15 protein-coding genes are annotated in these 16,570 nt (G+C 68.9%); 8 read left to right on the top strand and 7 right to left on the bottom strand.

All coding sequences use genetic code 11. From position 1 onward, the window contains the following. Position 1: 1 nt before the first annotated feature. The 3 genes from ACZ7OI_RS41055 to ACZ7OI_RS41045 are packed head-to-tail and all read right to left on the bottom strand — an operon-like array spanning position 2 to position 3,481. A complete protein-coding gene (locus ACZ7OI_RS41055; RefSeq protein WP_470269521.1) occupies positions 2 to 1,498 on the bottom strand; it encodes an aldehyde dehydrogenase family protein in 1,497 nt (498 codons plus the stop codon). Next, positions 1,498 to 2,865: a glutamine synthetase family protein gene (locus ACZ7OI_RS41050; RefSeq protein ID WP_470269520.1), complete on the bottom strand. Its 1,368-nt coding sequence runs from the start codon at positions 2,863 to 2,865 to the stop codon at positions 1,498 to 1,500. The genes ACZ7OI_RS41055 and ACZ7OI_RS41050 overlap by 1 nt, the downstream gene beginning before the upstream one ends. Continuing rightward, positions 2,855 to 3,481, bottom strand: a complete 627-nt coding sequence (locus ACZ7OI_RS41045) for a hypothetical protein (RefSeq protein ID WP_470269519.1) — start codon at positions 3,479 to 3,481, stop codon at positions 2,855 to 2,857. Before ACZ7OI_RS41045 ends, ACZ7OI_RS41050 begins: the two co-directional genes overlap by 11 nt. A gap of 120 nt (positions 3,482 to 3,601) precedes the next feature. Here ACZ7OI_RS41045 and ACZ7OI_RS41040 point away from each other — a divergent pair, with 120 nt between their 5' ends. Together ACZ7OI_RS41040 and ACZ7OI_RS41035 are read left to right on the top strand one after the other, a co-directional pair. Next, complete coding sequence (locus tag ACZ7OI_RS41040) at positions 3,602 to 4,552, top strand: alpha/beta hydrolase (RefSeq protein ID WP_470269518.1); 951 nt, start codon at positions 3,602 to 3,604, stop codon at positions 4,550 to 4,552. Between the two features lie 161 nt (positions 4,553 to 4,713). Continuing rightward, the gene (locus ACZ7OI_RS41035; RefSeq protein ID WP_470269517.1) at positions 4,714 to 5,010 is read left to right on the top strand and encodes a DUF1905 domain-containing protein; all 297 of its coding nucleotides are present in this window, start codon (positions 4,714 to 4,716) and stop codon (positions 5,008 to 5,010) included. Positions 5,011 to 5,214: 204 nt separating this feature from the next. Here the strand turns inward: ACZ7OI_RS41035 and ACZ7OI_RS41030 are convergent, their stop codons facing one another. Beyond that, complete coding sequence (locus ACZ7OI_RS41030; RefSeq protein WP_470269516.1) at positions 5,215 to 6,768, bottom strand: GMC family oxidoreductase; 1,554 nt, start codon at positions 6,766 to 6,768, stop codon at positions 5,215 to 5,217. Between the two features lie 106 nt (positions 6,769 to 6,874). Here ACZ7OI_RS41030 and ACZ7OI_RS41025 point away from each other — a divergent pair, with 106 nt between their 5' ends. Continuing rightward, a complete protein-coding gene (locus ACZ7OI_RS41025) occupies positions 6,875 to 7,360 on the top strand; it encodes a GbsR/MarR family transcriptional regulator (protein WP_470269515.1) in 486 nt (161 codons plus the stop codon). 39 nt (positions 7,361 to 7,399) lie between these two features. Here ACZ7OI_RS41025 and ACZ7OI_RS41020 read toward each other — a convergent pair whose 3' ends face one another. Next, on the bottom strand, positions 7,400 to 7,954 hold the full coding sequence (locus ACZ7OI_RS41020) for an SMI1/KNR4 family protein (RefSeq protein WP_470269514.1): 555 nt from the start codon (positions 7,952 to 7,954) through the stop codon (positions 7,400 to 7,402). A 66-nt stretch (positions 7,955 to 8,020) separates the two neighbouring features. Beyond that, positions 8,021 to 8,935 carry a LysR family transcriptional regulator gene (locus ACZ7OI_RS41015; RefSeq protein ID WP_470269513.1) on the bottom strand — a complete coding sequence of 305 codons (915 nt, stop codon included), beginning with the start codon at positions 8,933 to 8,935 and terminating at the stop codon, positions 8,021 to 8,023. Positions 8,936 to 9,043: 108 nt separating this feature from the next. On the opposite strand from ACZ7OI_RS41015, the gene ACZ7OI_RS41010 reads away from it, so the two are divergent. From ACZ7OI_RS41010 to tcuA, 3 genes are all read left to right on the top strand, one after another. After that, positions 9,044 to 10,222 carry a PrpF domain-containing protein gene (locus ACZ7OI_RS41010; RefSeq protein WP_470269512.1) on the top strand — a complete coding sequence of 393 codons (1,179 nt, stop codon included), beginning with the start codon at positions 9,044 to 9,046 and terminating at the stop codon, positions 10,220 to 10,222. A 67-nt stretch (positions 10,223 to 10,289) separates the two neighbouring features. Continuing rightward, positions 10,290 to 11,693 carry an MFS transporter gene (locus ACZ7OI_RS41005; RefSeq protein WP_470269511.1) on the top strand — a complete coding sequence of 468 codons (1,404 nt, stop codon included), beginning with the start codon at positions 10,290 to 10,292 and terminating at the stop codon, positions 11,691 to 11,693. Further along, the gene (gene tcuA, locus ACZ7OI_RS41000; RefSeq protein WP_470269510.1) at positions 11,690 to 13,183 is read left to right on the top strand and encodes an FAD-dependent tricarballylate dehydrogenase TcuA; all 1,494 of its coding nucleotides are present in this window, start codon (positions 11,690 to 11,692) and stop codon (positions 13,181 to 13,183) included. The genes ACZ7OI_RS41005 and tcuA overlap by 4 nt, the downstream gene beginning before the upstream one ends. A 46-nt stretch (positions 13,184 to 13,229) precedes the next feature. Here the strand turns inward: tcuA and ACZ7OI_RS40995 are convergent, their stop codons facing one another. Then, entirely contained in the window at positions 13,230 to 14,165 is a 936-nt protein-coding gene (locus ACZ7OI_RS40995; RefSeq protein WP_470269509.1) for an AraC family transcriptional regulator, read from the bottom strand. Between the two features lie 135 nt (positions 14,166 to 14,300). Here ACZ7OI_RS40995 and ACZ7OI_RS40990 point away from each other — a divergent pair, with 135 nt between their 5' ends. After that, positions 14,301 to 15,530 carry a cytochrome P450 gene (locus ACZ7OI_RS40990; RefSeq protein WP_470269508.1) on the top strand — a complete coding sequence of 410 codons (1,230 nt, stop codon included), beginning with the start codon at positions 14,301 to 14,303 and terminating at the stop codon, positions 15,528 to 15,530. A gap of 1 nt (position 15,531) precedes the next feature. Next, on the top strand, positions 15,532 to 16,542 hold the full coding sequence (locus ACZ7OI_RS40985) for an FAD-binding oxidoreductase (protein ID WP_470269507.1): 1,011 nt from the start codon (positions 15,532 to 15,534) through the stop codon (positions 16,540 to 16,542). Positions 16,543 to 16,570 lie beyond the last annotated feature (28 nt).

The following is a 16,570-nucleotide window of genomic DNA, read 5'->3' as shown; positions in this document are numbered from 1 at the left end:
CTCAGCTCCCGGGCTCGAGGGCGATCCAGGTGGTCTTCAGCTGGCAGTACTTGTCCAGGGCGTAGGTGCCCTTGTCCGCGCCGTTGCCGGACAGCTTCCGGCCCGCGAACGGGGTGGACGGCACGCCTTCCTCGTAGGAGTTGACCCAGACGTTCCCGGCGTTGATCCCGCGGGCCATCCGGTGGATGCGCGACACGTCGCTGGTCCACACCGAGGCGCCGAGCCCGTAAACCGTGTCGTTGGCCAGCCGCAGCGCTTCGCTTTCCTCGCGAAACGGCTGGACGCAGACGACCGGCCCGAAAATCTCCTCGCGAGCGATCTGCATCGACGTGCTGGTGCCGGTGAACACCGCCGGTGCGACCAGAGAGCGCGCTTCGTCCAGCGCGTGTTCCGATCCGGTCCGCAAGGTGGCGCCGTCCCGCAGGCCCGACTGGATGTACTCGAGAACGGTGTCGCGCTGGGTGCGGCTGCTCAACGGCCCGAGGTCGGTGCCCGGGTCCAGCGGATCGCCGATCGAGAGCGCGGACACACGCGCGCAGAGCCCTTCGATCACCTCGTCGTACACCGACTGTTCCACGAACAGCCTCGACCCCGCGGTGCACATCTGCCCGGTGTTGAAGGTGAATGCCCAGGCCGCGGTGTCGATGGCACGTTCGAGATCGGGCGCGTCCGCGAAGATGACGTTCGGCGATTTGCCGCCGAGTTCGAGCGAAACCGTTTTCCCGTTGGACTCCGCGGCATAGCCGAGCAGCTGCAGGCCGATCTCGGTCGAGCCGGTGAACGTCACGCAGGCGACGCCGTAGTGGCGGCCGAGCGCCGAACCGACCGTCGAACCGCGCCCGGTCACGACCTGGAGCACCCCGTCCGGAAGCCCGGCCTGGCTGCTCAGCTCGGCCAGCCGCAGCGACGACGCCGAGGTCTGCAAAGCGGGCTTGAGGACCACGCTGTTTCCGGCCATGAGCGCTGGGGCCAGTTTGAGCATCGCGAGGCTGAGCGGGAAGTTCCACGGAGTGATGGCCGCGACCACGCCCAGCGGCTCGCGGGTCACCAGAGCCACTGCGTCCTGGAGACCGCGCGGGGAATCGTCCATCAGCTTGTCTGCCAGCTGGCCGTACCAGCGCAGGTTCCGCACCGCCGAAACGACCTCGAAATCGCGGGCCTGCTGGACCGGCTTGCCCATTTCGCGCGAGACCAGGACGGCCAGTTCGTCGGCGTTCCGCTCGATGAGATCCGCCCACGCCAGCAGGATCCGGCCGCGCGCCGCGGGCGCCAGGCGAGACCAGCTGCCGCTCTCGAAAACCGCCTGGGCCTCCCCCACGATCCGCGCGACGTCGACGAGCCCGGCGGCCGGCACCGTGGTGAAGTGTTCGCCCGACCAGGGATCGCGCAAGGGAAGCGTCTCGCCGCTGCTCGCCTTGGACCAGCCGCCGCCCTCCCACATCCCGAAGGACGCGGGAACGGCGGCGGCCAGCGCGCGCAGGCGTTCCTCGCCGGCCATCAGGCGAGCTCGAAGTAGCGCTGGAACTCCCACACCGAAAGCTGGGCGTCGTCGCGTTCGGCCTCGGTATGGAACGACAGCCACTCCCAACGGCGCAGGCCGATCCAGTAGTCGATGAACTCGTCCCCGAGGTACTTGCGGAGCTGGTCGTCGGCCTCGAGCGCCGCGATCGCGTCGTACAGGTTCTTGGGAACCGGCGCGACGCTGCCGGGAGCCAGTGCCCACGCCATCCCGTCGAACGCGGGCGGCGGCGTGGTTTTCTCGTCCAGACCGAGGAGACCGCCGGCGAGGAAGACTGCGAGCGTCGAGTACATGTTGGAATCCGCTGCGGGCAGCCGGTATTCGAGCCGGGTCGCCGCGGCGTCGGCGAGCACCGCGCGCACGGCGCAGGATTTGTTGGCCACGCCCCACGTCTGCGTGGTCGGCGGGCCTTCCAGCTCCATCAGGCGGCGGTAGGAAGTGATGGTCGGCAATGCGAAACTGGTCGACGCTTCGAGAGTTCCCATTACGCCGCCGAGGAAATGCAGCATGCGTTCGGACGGTTCGGCCGGCGCGGCGGCGTTGAAGAAGATGTTGCCGTCCTCGTCGCTGACCGAGACGTTGAGGTGCGCGCCCTGTCCGTAGGCCGCGGACCATTTCGACATGAACGTCACCGACCGGCCGAGGGAATAGGCGACCTCGCGCATGATCTGGCGGGCCCGCGCCCAGTAGTCGGCGGCGGTGACCGGGTCGGCGGGGGCGATATTGAACTCGATCTGACCGGTCGCGGCCTCGTCCGACCAAGCCTCCCAAGGGATTCCGATCTCGTCGAAGCGCGCCGCGACCGCCTCCAGGTACTCCGTGTAGTCCGCGGACTTCGCGTGCACCAGCGCCGCTCCGGCAGTGCCGCCGAGCGGGGTGAGGTCCTGGTACTTCTGCGCGCGGGCCTGATGGACGGATTCCTCGAACACGGTCGCTTCGATCTCGACGCACGCCTGGACGCGCAGCCTGCGCTCGCGGTAGGCGGCAACGATCCGCTTGAGCGCCTGGCGCGGGTCGGCCTCGACCGGTTCCCCTTGCAGCGTCCACAAATCGCCGATCACCGAGGCCATGCCGGGCTTCCATTCGACCAGGGTGTCCTCGTCCGGCCGCAGCACGATGTCGGTGATCAGCCCGTCGCGCCGCCAGGCCGGATAGCCGAAGCCGAGCGCGGAATGGTTGTTGAGGTCCAGCCCCAGAGCCAGATCGGGCAGGGCGACGCCCTTGCCGCCGCCCGCGCGGTACTTCGCCGCGGAGAGCGTCTTGCCGATGAAGACGCCGTCGTTGTTGGTCGCCTCGAGGCGTACCCGCGAAACGGATGCCATCGCGCTCAGCCGGTCAGAGTTCACCGCACACCACCTTCAGGTTCGCGCCGACGAGCGCGGAAAATCCGGACAACGGGCCGTTGAGGGCCAGTTCGCCGCCCTCGAGTTCCTCCGACAGCAGCGAACGGCCGCCGAACACGCGCGCCAGCGCGGCGGCCGTGCCGAGAAGTCCGTACCCCTCGCGCGCGACGTCGCCGAATTCGGCCGACGCGTCCTCGTCGAAGCAGTACACCGACAGCCCGCCTGGCATGCCGGGAAGCGTTTTCGCGCGCTCCCAGAACGATTCCGCCGCCGAACGCCAGTCGACGTCGAGCCCGGTCAGCAGCGTCCGCACCTCTCCCGCGAAACCGTTCAGCGCCTCCGGATCCGCCTCCGCCGGCACCGGATCCGGCCATCGCACGTCCCAGGCGACCTGAGCGGGCGCGAGGCTGTCCGCGGAGACCGTGACCTCCGTTCCGGCGAACGTCACGAACGCCTTCTGGGCGTCGGTGGCGGACGACAGACCGATCACTCGGGGTTCGTCGGCCGCCGTGAAAACTTCGCCGCGGGAGAACGCTTCGCGCAGCCGGCGCGCTACGGACAGCACCATCGGGGTCGGCCGGTCGAGCACACCCACCGCGGGAGTTGGGGATTCGGACATCGCTGCCTCACTTTCCGATCGGGCGACTGAATCATGTGATCTAATCAGAAGCCCTGTCAACACCCGCCGCCGTATTTCCGCGGTGAAACCCGAGATCAACGGCCTGAAAAGGGGACTCCGATGGGTTTGTCCGTTCCCGCGATGCTCGACCTGCTCGACGACGACGCGCGCGCGTTTGCGCAGACATTGCTCAGCGAGGCACCTCCCCCGCCGTACGCGCAGTACGGCGTCGAGGGCGTGCGCAGGCTCTTCGACACCGCCGAGGCACCGCGCCATCCGATCCGGCCCGTGCACAGCGTCGAGAAGAGGACTGTCGACAGCCCGACCGGCCCGTTGCGAGTGCGCTGTTACCGGCCTTCTGGTGCAGTCGATCTCCCCGTGCTGATGTACGCCCACGGCGGCGGATTCGTCGTGGGCACGCTCAACGGTGTCGACGACCTCTGCCGGTTCTTGTGCGCCGAAGCGGATTGTGTCGTGATCTCGGTCGAGTACCGACGCGCTCCCGAGCACGTCTTCCCCGCAGCCGCGGACGACTGCTTGCGGGTCCATGACTGGATCTTCGAAGAAGCCGCGTCCCTCGGCGTCGACCCTTCCCGGATCGCCCTGGCCGGCGATAGTGCGGGCGGGAATCTCGCGCTGTCGGTCTGCACCGCGTTGGCCGCGGCGGAGCGCCCAATGCCGTGCGCGTTGGTCCTCGCCTATCCCGCGACGTCGAACACTCACTCAGGACCGTCGTGGGATGCGTTCGAGGACGCGCCGATCCTTTGCAAGACAGACGCTCTCTGGTTCTGGTCGCTCTACGGCGCGGACCAGGACCCGCGGGCGGTTCCGTGTTTGTCGGACGCGCTGTCCGCCCTGCCGCCGACCTTCCTCGTGGCCGCACAGGTGGACGTGCTGCGATCGGACTACGAAGACTTCGCGACACTCGCCCAGTCCGACGGAGCCGAGGTGGAACTCCGCCGATACGACGGTGTCCCGCACGGCTTTTTCACCGAGGTGGCGACGATCGGCAAAGCCGAGCTGGCCGCGACCGATGCGGCGCGTCATCTCCGGTCGCACTTCGGCCGGTGATCCCTCGGGCAATGGAGGCGGATACCGCCGCGGCCGTTTCTGGTCGGCTTCCCGGTGCCTGGCTCTGACAACACCCGCCCGGGCGCGCGGTTTTCGAGCCGCGCGGGAGCTTCGGGTAGATCGTCCCGGAAACTGTCGGTGTCGCGTGCGAAGCTGACGGAGTGGAAGTGCACTTCGACGCCGAACTGTGGATCTGGGAAGCGCGGCGGACCGACACCTGGACCTTCGTCAGCCTGCCCGGCGACATCTCGGACGAAATCCGAGAAATAGGCGGGCCGCGCCGCGGGTTCGGATCGATGCGCGTGCAGGTCCGGGTCGGCGCCACCACCTGGCGAACCTCGATCTTCCCGCTCAACGCGCACGGCTACGTGCTGCCGGTCAAACGCGCGGTACGCAAAGCCGAAAAACTCGATCCCGGCGATGTCGCCCAGGTGACCGTGACGGTCCTCGACCTCTGACGCCGCCGAAGCCGGTCCGATCCGGCGGGGAAGCTCCCGGCGGGCATGAAGCCGGCCGGGACTGCCGGAAACCTGGCGAAGGCAGAGAGCATCCACCGGGCCTTCCTCGAAGACGAGTTCCGGATTCGCGTGAACCCGGTGCGACAGCGCGAGAAACACCGGCTCTGCACCGGATTCCTCACTCTGCACCGGATTCCTCAGCTGTCAGTCGAGCCGGTCCGCCATGAGCTCGCCGGCCATGATCGCGGCCAGGTTCGTGTTGGCGCGGGGGACGGAAGGGAACACGGACGCGTCGACCACGCGCAGGCCGTCGAAGCCGAGTACCCGGCAGGCGGGGTCGACCACCGTGTCGCGCTGCCCGGGGTCGCCCATCCGGCACGTGCTGGTGGCGTGCTGCGAGTCGCCCGCGGTGGCGAGCAGGTGGTCGTCGAGCTCGCTGTCGTTGTCCAGCACGGCGAACAGCGCCTCGTTCGCGCTCTCCACCGAGCCGCTGAGGATCGGCGCGGTCTCGTCGGCGCGAGCCAGTTCGGCCAGCGCCCGCACGCCGGCGCGCAGCCGCAGCAGGTCGCGCTCGTCGGAGAGCATTCGCTGGCGCACCACCGGTTGGGCGTCCGGGTCGACGGAGAGCAGGCTGACCTCGCCGCGCGAATAATTCTGGTTGAGCCACACCCCGTAGGCGCCGGCCCCGGCCCCGGTGTTCGCGAACGCCATGGCGAGCACGCTCTGGTTCATCGAGACGAACATCAGGTCGCCCTCGGGCGAGCCGGGACCACTGGTGAAGCGGACGCAGACGTTGGTGTGCCGGTCGTCCGGCGTCTTGATCGCCGCCGCCTCGGTCAACGGGAGCTGGATCATCGCGATCGGATGGTCTTGCAGACCGCGGCCGACCGGCAGATCCGCGCGAACGTCGACGCCGAGCGACCGCAGCTGTCCCGCCGGGCCGATGCCCGAACGCTGCAGGATCGCCGGCGTGTGGATCGCGCCCGCGCTCAGCACCACCGTGTCGGCGAGTTCGGTCGTGGCTGTCCCGCCGAGGACGACGCGGACGCCGATCGCGCGGCTGCCGTCGAAGAGGACTTGGTCCACCTGTGCGTCCCCGCGGATGGTCAGGTTCGGCAGCGCCCGGGCAGGTTCGAGGTAGGCGTCGTTGACCGAAACCCGCCGCCCGGCACGGGAATTGATCGGATAAGACGAGACGCCGACGGCTTCCGGGGCGTTCACGTCAGGCGTCCAGCCGTATCCCGCCGCGATCGCCGAACGGTGCAATGCGGCGTCGACCGCGCCCCAATTCTCTTGCGGCGTGCGGTAAATCGGAGTCGGGCCGCCGCGGCCGTGGTAGGGCTCGTCGCCGAAAAGCTCGTCGTCCTCCAGCTTCGCGAAGTACGGCAGCACCTCCCGCGGCCCCCAGCCGGGCAGCGCCCAGTCGGCGAAGTCCGCCATCGGCGGCCGGATCGCGATCTGCCCGTTGATCGACGAGCTGCCGCCCACGCCCCGGCCGCGCCAGTACGGCGCCGGCTGCTGCTTGTCGGTCCGGGTGGAGTCCAGGCCCGGCCACACCATGCCTTCGGCCGCAGTCGGGTGCAGCAGCGCGACGATCGGATTGGGCGAGCGCCATGCCTCGGGCATCTCCGCCGACCGGTAATCCGGGCCCGCCTCGAGCAGCAGGACCCGCTTGCCCCGCTCCGCCGAGCGCACCGCCAGTGCCGCTCCCGAGGATCCGGCGCCGACCACGATCAGATCCCAGCCGCTGTCCGCCATGTTCCTGCTCCTTCGCCCGGGTCGTCGTGGCGGTTACGATGGTCGCCGGTTCTACGTTCAGTCAAGAGTGAACGTTCAGTTTTTTCTGAGCTAGGGTGAGGGGTCGATGACCGTGTCCGCGGGCGACGACCAGTCCGTCGAGAAGGCGCTCGTCGAGGACTTCGGCCTGCGCATCGGCCGGGCAATGGGCTGGCCGCCGATGGCGGGCCGCACCAGCGGCGTGCTGATGCTCAGCGAAAAACCGCTGACCCTCGGCGAACTCCAGGACGCGCTCGACGCGAGCAAGGGCTCGGTGTCCGAGATGACGCGGCTGCTCATGGTCAACGGCGTCGTCGAGCGGACCAAGAACCCCGGCAACCGCCAGTACGTGTACCGCTGGCGCGACGACGCCTGGCTCGGCTGCCTGCAACACCAGGTGACCGCGACCCGCGAACTGCTCGAACTGGCCGAGAACGCACAGGAACACGGGAAGCACCTGGCGGCCAGTCAGCGCGGCAGGCTGCGGCAGATGCGCGACTACTACGTCTTCATGACCGAACAGCTCGAAGCGCTCCTTGCCGAGTACACCAGCCGAACGAAGCCCAACGCCTGACCCGGCAGGCGCACGCGGCGTGGCGCCTGTGCCGTAAAGCTAGCGCGGGGACGATCGGATGAACTCCACGGCGATGCCGGTGAAATCCCACTTCAGCAGGTTTTCCTCGCCGGTGTTCGCCAAGATTTCGTACAGAAGCCGAGTGGTCGGGCCTGGGTGCTCGCGCCACTCGTCCGCGCCTTGGTCGTGGTAAGCGATCTTCCAGGTATCCGGGTCGGCCGATGCGGTGATCCAGCAGAAGGTTCCGCCTTGCCCGTCGGTTCCCCACGGCAGCAAGCCGCCGGGTTCGGGGAAAAGACCGTAGTCGACGTCGGTGAGGTATTCGAGGTCCTCGTCGCCGAGGATGTTCAGGAGTTCGTCAAGATCGCGCTTGTACTTGATCCAGTCCTGCTCAGTCGAGACCGGACTGCGAATGACGATCCTGCGAAACACACCGCCCGGGAAGCGGTTCAGAAGTTCTTTGTAGTCGGCTGGCAGCGATGTGCCGAGTTCGCGTTCAACGTCTGCCCATTCCTTTTTCGGCGTGAACTCTTCGCGCCAGCCGAGAAGCCGAGCGATCTCGTCGACGAAAAAGCGGGCATCGGCTTCGGTCATCGTCTCTCCCAGAATGGCTGTTGTGCTCGTCTTTGATTCGCTGTTCCCGGTCGGCGACGACCGCGGCTACCCGGGCGCCCAATTGCGCCCAGTCTCGATCAGCAGTTTCCGCATCGCCGCCCCGGCGGGCGAAAGCCGCTCGCCGCGTCGATGGGCCAGCACGATCCGGCGGCTCGGCGGGCGCGGCGAAACCTCCGTCAGGACGCGGATGTCGTCGCGGAGACTGTACAGCGACAGCCGCGGCACCAGCGCGATTCCCATGCCGACGGCGACCATCGCTTGCGCTTCCTGATAACTGCGCGCTTCGAAAGTGACGATCGGGTCGAAGCCAGCCGCCTCGCACGCAGCGTTGAGCAGCGCCAGGACATTCGGCGAGGTCCGGATGATCCACGGCTCGTGCCGGAGTTCTTCCATCCGGACCGACGACCGGGTGGCCAGCTGGTGGCTGGACGGCACCAGCAGCACGCTCGGATCCCGGAAAATCAATTGGCTGGTCAGGCTTTTCCCGGGGCCGTCCGCGGGCCGCTCGCGGTCCCAGGTGATGGCCAGTTCGATTTCCCGTGATTCGAGGAGCTGCTCGAGCCCGGAGAGCTGCGCGCTGTGGATCCGCAGGTCGACTCCGGGATGGTGCTCGCGGAACGCGGAGATCGCCGTCGGCAGGAACGATTCGGTCACCGTCGGGACGGTGCCGAGCCGCAGCGTTCCGGTGTTGAGGCCGGCGAGATCGGCCAGTTCCTCGTGGGCCGCCGATACGATCCGCTCGATCTTCTCCGCGTGGCGCACCACGGCGCGGCCCGCCTCGGTGAGCGTCACGCCCCGCGGCCGTCGCTCGATCAGCGGCTGTCCTGCCTCGTCCTCCAGCTGGCCGATCTGCTGGGAGACCGCGGAAACCGTGTAGCTGAGGTTCTCCGCCGCCGCGGTCAGCGAGCCCGCGCGGGAAACCTCGACCAGCACGAGCATCCGCCGGATGTCCATCCTCATCCCCGCAGCCTACAGCTCAGCTTAAGCCACCTTGAGGAACTTTAGCTGGTTTGAACCGACGCGGTCGCGCACGCTTGCTCGGGAAGCAGGCAACCGAAGGAGTTCGAGGTGAATACCCAAGCGGGCACGGTCGACTTGGCGGGTGCGTGGATGCGCGGCGGCACGAGCAAGTGCTGGCTCTTCGCCGCGGACGCGGTGGCGGCGTTGCCGTTCGAGCTCGACGTCGTGCTGGCGAGCGCGCTCGGCTCGGGCGACCTCCGGCAGATCGACGGAGTCGGCGGAGCGACGTCGACAACGTCGAAAGCGGCGGTCGTCTCCCGTTCGACCGGGCCAGGCGCCGATGTCGACTACCTCTTCGGCCAGGTGGGGATCGCCGAGCGGGTCGTCGAGTGGGGCAGCAACTGCGGAAACTGCGCCACCGCGGTCGGCCTTTACGCGGTGCAGGAAGGCCTCGTCGCGGTCGAGGGCGAGGTGACGACCGTGCGGCTGCGCAACCTCAACACCGGTGCCGTCCTGCAGACCGCGGTCGCCACTCCGGGAGGCCGCGCGCCGCGGATCGGGGAGACCCTCGTGCCCGGCGTCGAATCGGGCGGCGTGCCGGTGGAGCTGACCTTCCGCGGGCCGTTCGATCTCGACTGTTCGTTCCCTACTGGCCGCCCAAGCCAGTTCGTCAGCGCGGGCGGAGCGACCGCCGAGGCGAGCGTGGTCAACGCCGGAGCGCCCGCGATCCTGATCGACGCCCGCGGCCTGGCGATGACCGCGACCGAAACCGCCGAAGAGATCGCCGAGCGGCTGCCGACGCTCACCGCCTTCCGTGCGGCCGGAGCCGTTCTGCACGGGTTGGTACCGCCCGGCCGTCCGGCGCCCAATGCGGTGCCGAAGACCGGAGTGGTCGGACCCGCAAAGGATTACCGGACAGCCGACGGAAAGCTGATCCGCGCGCGGGACTACGACGTCGCGGTGCGCATGCTCTCCATGCACGCCGCGCACCCCGCGATCGGGCTGACCTCAGCCGTGGCTGTCGCGGTTGCCGCCGCGAAGCGCGGAAGCGTCGTCCACGTCGGCGACGACTGTCAGTCCTTGCGAATCGGGACGCTCGCCGGTGTGGTCGAAGTCGGCTGGACCCGCTCCGCTACCGGTGCGGTCGAGACAGTCTCGTTGCTCCGCGCGGCCCGCAGGCTCGCGACCGCTGTCGTCCACATCCCGACCGCCGGCCGCCCGCACCGCACTCGGCAGCAACCGGAAATCCGTCCCGCTGTCGGCGCGGAACTAGCGGTGTCACTCTGACAAGCGCGCCTGCCTGCCCATTCGCTCCCCTGGCACCGGGACGCCACGTCTATCAAGGAGGATAGAAGTGCTCACGCCTTTCACGACGGCCGCACGCCTGGACCGTCTCCCGATCACCAGAGCCCACAAATTCGCCCTGGCCACCTTGGCCTTCGTGTTCCTGTTCGAGTTCGGCGACCTCAACACCTTCGCCTACGTCGCACCGGCGCTGGTCAAGCACCTCGGATTCTCCGTATCGGACATCGCGGTCGTCACCTCGGCCGCGTTCCTGGGCATGGCGGTCGGCGCGGCGTTCGGCGGACGGGTCTCCGACCTCATCGGCCGCAAACGGGCCCTGCTCTGCTCGACGTCGTTGTTCTCGGTGTTCTCGCTGGTCAACGCGGCCGGGTTCGACGTGCCGAGCTTCGTCGTCTTCCGGTTCCTGACCGGAGTCGGGCTGTCCGCGATGGTGGTCGCCGCGACCACCTACATCTCGGAGGTCATGCCTGCCGCCCGGCGCGGGCGGATGCAGTCGGCGGTCATGGCCGTCGGTCTGGCCGGAATCCCGTTCATGTCGTTCTCGGCGCGCGGCATCGTGCCGTTGGGGTCCGGTTCCTGGCGGCTTGTCTTCGTGCTCGGATCCGCGGCCCTGCTGGCGCTGCCGGCACTCGTGGCACTGCCCGAAAGCCCGCGCTGGCTCGTCCACCGGGACCGGCTGCCCGCGGCCGAGGCCGTCCTCGAAAAGCTGGAACGGCGGGCAGGGCCGCTGCCGCCGATCGCCGAAGCCCCGGCCGGACCGACCGCACCGGCAGGACCCAGCGGCTACCGGCAACTGTTCACCAGCCCGTATGGCCGCACCACCCTGTTCCTCGCTGTCGTATGGATCTTCCAGACCCTCGGCTTCTACGGTTTCGTGGCCTGGGTTCCCACTCTCCTGACGCAGCACGGCTTCAGCGTCGCCAAGTCCCTCGGGTTCTCCGCGCTCACCACGATCGGCGCGGTCCCCGGAGCGCTGCTCGCCTGGCCGGTGACCGACCGGCTCGGGCGCAAGCTTCCGCTCGTGGTCGTGGCACTGGCCACCGCGGCGAGCGGGCTGGCCTACGGCCTGACCTTCAACCCGGTCGCCATCGTCGTCTTCGGGTTCTGCGTCAACCTCCTGATCCAGACCTTCGCCACGCTGCTCTACACCTACAGCCCCGAGCTTTTCCCCACCGGACTGCGCAACGCCGGGCACGGACTGGTGTACGGAACCGGCCGGCTGGCGAACATCTTCGGGCCGATGCTCGTCGCGTCGATCTTCGCCGGGCTGGGGTACCAAGCAGTGTTCGTGTACATCGCGGCGTGCTGGCTGATCGTCGCGCTGGCGATCGCGGTCTTCGGGCCGCGCACCGGAAAACGCCCGCTGGAAACGCTGTCCGCGCGAACCGGCACCGGAACCGCATTGAAAACCCCGGTGCACACCACCGAAGACGCCGAAGGGACACTTCGTTGAACGCGTCTGCCGGAACCGCGAACCCGGGAAAAGCCGCTGACGTCATCGTCGTCGGCGGCGGCAACGCGGCATTCACCGCCGCGCACGCCGCCGCGGTGCGAGGCCGCCGGGTGCTGATTCTCGAGAAAGCTCCGCGCGAGCAGTTCGGCGGAAACAGCTACTACACCGCAGGAGCCACTCGGATCGCCCACAGCGGCATCGCGGATCTCCTCGACTTCGTCGAACCCGACGAGCGCCATGCCGCCACGGACGTGCCCGCGTATTCGCCAGCGGATTACGCCCGGGACCTCGCGAAGGTCACGAACGGCCGCAACGACCGTGGCCTCACCGAGGCACTGGTCAACGAGGCAGCGCCCGGACTTCGCTGGCTGCACTCCCTCGGCCTGAAGTACCGGCTGATGTACGAGCGGCAGTCCTACGAACGCTCCGACGGCACCTACCTGTTCTGGGGCGGGCTGCACGTCGGAAACGTCGGCGGCGGGAAGGGACTCATGCACGACCACGCCCGGGTCGCGGACCGGCTCGGCACGGAAGTCCGCTACGGACAGGACGTCTTCGGCCTGCTGACCGAGAACGGGGCCGTGGCCGGAGTGAAAGTCCGGCAGGACAACGGGATTGTCGAAGAACTGCGCGCGGAATCGGTCGTCCTCGCCGCGGGCGGTTTCGAGGCGAACCGGGAGCTGCGGCGAGCGCATCTCGGTCCAGGCTGGGAAAACGCCAAGGTCCGGGGAACGCCCTTCAACACCGGCCAGATGCTCACCGCCGCGCTGTCACTCGGAGCGGCCAAGGGCGGGGACTGGCAGTCGTGCCACTCCACCCAGTGGGACGCGTTCACCCCCGGCAACGAATCCAACCGCGAGCTGACCAACCGGCTCACCCGGCAAAGCTACCCGCTCGGCATCATCGTCAACCGCGACGGAGAACGGTTCCTCGACGAGGGAGCGGACTTCCGGAACTACACCTATGCCAAGTACGGCAAGGAAATCCTCGAACAGCCCGGCTCCGTCGCCTACCAGATTTTCGACGCCGGTCTCCGGCCGATGCTGCGCGCCGAGGAGTACGACATGCCGGGCGTCTCCGTCGCTCGCGCCGACAGCGTCGAAGAACTGGCTGTGCGGATCGGCGTCGACCCTGAACGCCTGGCCAAGACTGTCAATGATTACAACCGCTCGATCGACGTCTCGATCCCGTTCGACCCCAACGTCAAAGACGGCCGCCGGGCCGACACCATGCCGCCGAAAAGCAACTGGGCGACTCCCCTGACCACCGGGCCGTTCTACGCGTATGCCGTCACCTGCGGCATCACTTTCACCTTCGGCGGCCTGAAATGCGACCCGCACGGAAGGGTCCTCGACGACCGCGGCCGCGCCCTCCCCGGCCTCTACGCGTGCGGCGAGATGCTCGGCGGGCTCTTCTCGGGCAACTACCCCGGCGGCTCAGGCCTGGCGGCCGGTGTCGTCTTCGGCCGGCGCGCGGGCTCGCTGGCCTGACCCCCGCCGCCTGCCGCGTCGCCGTCCACAACGGACTCGCCGGGGTTCAGCGAACTTGCGACGGCGGATGCCCATACCGTCGCCGAAACGCCGCAGCGAACCGGCTCGCGCTCGAAAAACCCCACCGCGCCGCGACCTCGCTCACCGACGATCCCGGGCGAGCTTCCAGATCCGCACGAGCATGCTGCAACCGCACCCCGACGAGATGCTCCATCGGCGTACAACCAACCCACTCCCGGAAACCCTCCTGCAACCTCCGAACCGTCGTCCCAGCGACAGCCGCCATCTCGGAAGCGGTCCACGCCCGGGCCGGATCGGCGCGGACGGCATCGACCACCCGGGTGATCGACCGCGGCCGCGGGGCCGGGACGCGACCGGAATCCGGGCAGCCAGCGAGAAGGAACCCGGCCGCGACCGCCCCGGCCAGCTGTTCCCGGACGATCGGCTGGTCGCTGAACAACGCACCGTCGCGCATCTGGGACGACAGGCCCGCGACGAGATGCCGCCAGTCGCGCGCCGGGCCGTGTTCGAGGCGGAGCTGGTCCGGGAGCGCGCCCGCGACCCGGACGGTCCCGCTGCCGAGAACCCGCTCGGCCTCGCGGTCCAGCCAGTCCCGGTCGAATTTGACCCCCAGCACGGTGCACGTCGCGTCCCAGTGGGTGATCAGCGACGGGGTGTCGGCCCGGAAGACCGTTGCCTGGCCTGGCACCGACGTCACCGGGCCGTGCTTGCCGCGGCTGGCGAGGTGGCCGGTCAACGGAAGGTTGACCTCGTAGGCGGCCGGGTAGTCGCAGGCGATCTCGACGTCGGCTCCCCATCCGACGTACCCGATCAACACCGGGCCGAGGTCCAGCGTTCGCAGGGTCAGCCGCGGCTCGCGGCCGCCGCCGAGCGGCGTCAGCTGGTGCGGAAAGTAGGCGTCGGCCACCGACTTCGAGACTCGCTCCCAGTCCCGCGGCGCCGCACCACGGCGTGCGGACATGGACGCATGCTAGCTGATCAGCGGCGACGCGCCGGTTTCTTCGCGCGATCCGTACCGGATCCGCGCTTGCCGTGTCGTGGGCCCGGCCCGCGCGGATCTACCTTCTTCCCGACCCGCACGAAGGAGGCCGCGTCAATGACGACGAACACCACCGCTGTCCACGATCTTTCCTGGATCGGCGACATCACCATGGCCCAGCTGGAACGCAACCCGTACGAGCCCTACGAACGGCTGCGCCGCGAGGCTCCGCTGGCGTACGTGCCGGTGCTCGGGTCGTACGTCGCGACGACCGCGGAGATCTGCCGCGAGATCGCCACCAGCCCCGATTTCGAAGCCGTCATCACCCCGGCGGGCGGCCGGACCTTCGGCCATCCGGCGATCATCGGGGTCAACGGCGACATCCACGCCGACCTGCGTTCGATGGTCGAACCCGCCCTCCAGCCCGTCGAGGTCGACCGGTGGATCGACGACCTCGTCCGCCCCATCGCCCGGGACTACCTCGAAAAGTTCGAGAACGACGGCCGCGCGGAACTCGTGTCCCAGTACTGCGAACCGGTCAGCGTCCGCTCCCTCGGCGATCTGCTCGGGCTGCACGGCGTCAGCTCGGACAAGCTGCGCGAGTGGTTCGCGAAACTGAGCCGGTCCTTCACCAACGCGGCGATGACCGAGGACGGCGAATTCGCCAACCCGGAGGGGTTCGTCCAGGGCGACGAGGCGAAGGCCGAGATCCAGGCGACCGTCGACCCGCTGATCGACCAGTGGATCGCCGAACCCGCCGACACCGCGATCTCGCACTGGCTGCACGACGGGATGCCGCCGGGGAAAACCCGCGACCGCGAGTACATCTACCCGACGATCTATGTGTACCTGCTCGGCGCGATGCAGGAACCGGGCCATGGCATGGCCTCGACTCTGACGGGGCTGTTCAGCGAACCCGATCAGCTCGAGCAGGTGGTGGACGACCCGGCGCTGATCCCCCGGGCGATCTCCGAGGGGATGCGCTGGACCTCGCCGATCTGGTCGGCCACGGCGAGGATCTCGGCCAAACCGGTCACCGTCGCCGGGATCGGCCTGCCCGCCGGGACGCCGGTGATCCTGTCCTACGGTTCGGCCAACCACGACACCGGCGTCTACGAGGCCCCGACCCGCTACGACCTGCACCGGCCCCCGCTGCCGCACCTGGCCTTCGGCGCCGGGAACCACGCCTGCGCCGGAATCTATTTCGCCAACCACGTCATGCGCATCGCACTGGAGGAGCTGTTCGAGTCGATCCCGAACCTCGAACGCGACACCTCCTCGGACGTCGAGTTCTGGGGCTGGGGCTTCCGCGGGCCGACGTCGCTGCACGTCGCCTGGGAGGCCTGACATGTCCTTCACCGCGACCGTCGGAGGCCGGGAAGTGCCGTGCGGGCCAGACCAGCCGATGCTCGACGCTTTCCTCCGCGCCGGGGTCTGGATGCCGAACTCCTGCAACCAGGGCACCTGCGGCACCTGCAAACTGCGCGTGGTCGACGGCGCCGTAGACCACGCGGGCTCCCCCGCCGACACCCTGACCGGCGACGAGCGGGCAGCGGGCCTGGCACTGGCGTGTCAGGCCCGGCTCCGCTCGAACGTCGTCGTCGAAACCGCGGGCGGCGCCGCCCGGCCCGCACCCCCGCTGCGCGACCTCACCGCGACCGTCCGCGAAATCCAGGACATCGCCCGCGACACCCGGCGGCTGCGGCTCGGGCTGCCCGAACCGCTGGCTTTCCACGCGGGCCAGTACGTGGAGCTCACCGTGCCCGGTACCGACGTGCGCCGTCAGTACTCGCTGGTCAACACTTCCGACGAGGACAAAGTCCTGGAGTTGCACGTCCGTTTGGTGCCCGGCGGCGCGGCGACCGAGCAGTGGATCTTCGCCGGACTCGTCGTCGGAGAACAGGTCCAGGTCACCGGTCCGCTGGGCGATTTCTTCCTGCCTCCGGCCGACGAGGACGACGGCGGCCCGATGGCCCTCATCGGCGGCGGCACCGGTCTCGCGCCGCTGATCGGCCTCGCCCGCACCGCGCTGTCGCGGGATCCGGCCCGGAAAGTACTGCTGTACCACGGGGTTCGCGGCGCGGCCGACCTCTACGACCTCGACCTGATGGCCGAACTCGCCGACAGTCATCCAGGTTTCGCGTTCATTCCTGTGCTGTCGCACGAACCCGGGAGCAGCACGCACCGCACCGGTTTCCCGACCGACTGCTTCCTCGAAGACGTTCCCAGCGCACGCGGCTGGTCAGGCTGGCTCTGCGGGCCGCCGCCGATGGTCGACGCCGGGGTGAAGGCGTTCAAACGTCGCCGGATGGCTCCGCGCATGATCCACCGGGAGAACTTCACCCCGGCCGGGACCTGACCGGGCAGGTTCCGGCAGCGAACCGCGG

This window comes from Amycolatopsis sp. NPDC114503, from assembly GCF_055633655.1.
The sequence above is the reverse complement of the archived record's forward strand: the minus strand, read 5'-3'. Positions and strand labels throughout refer to the sequence as shown.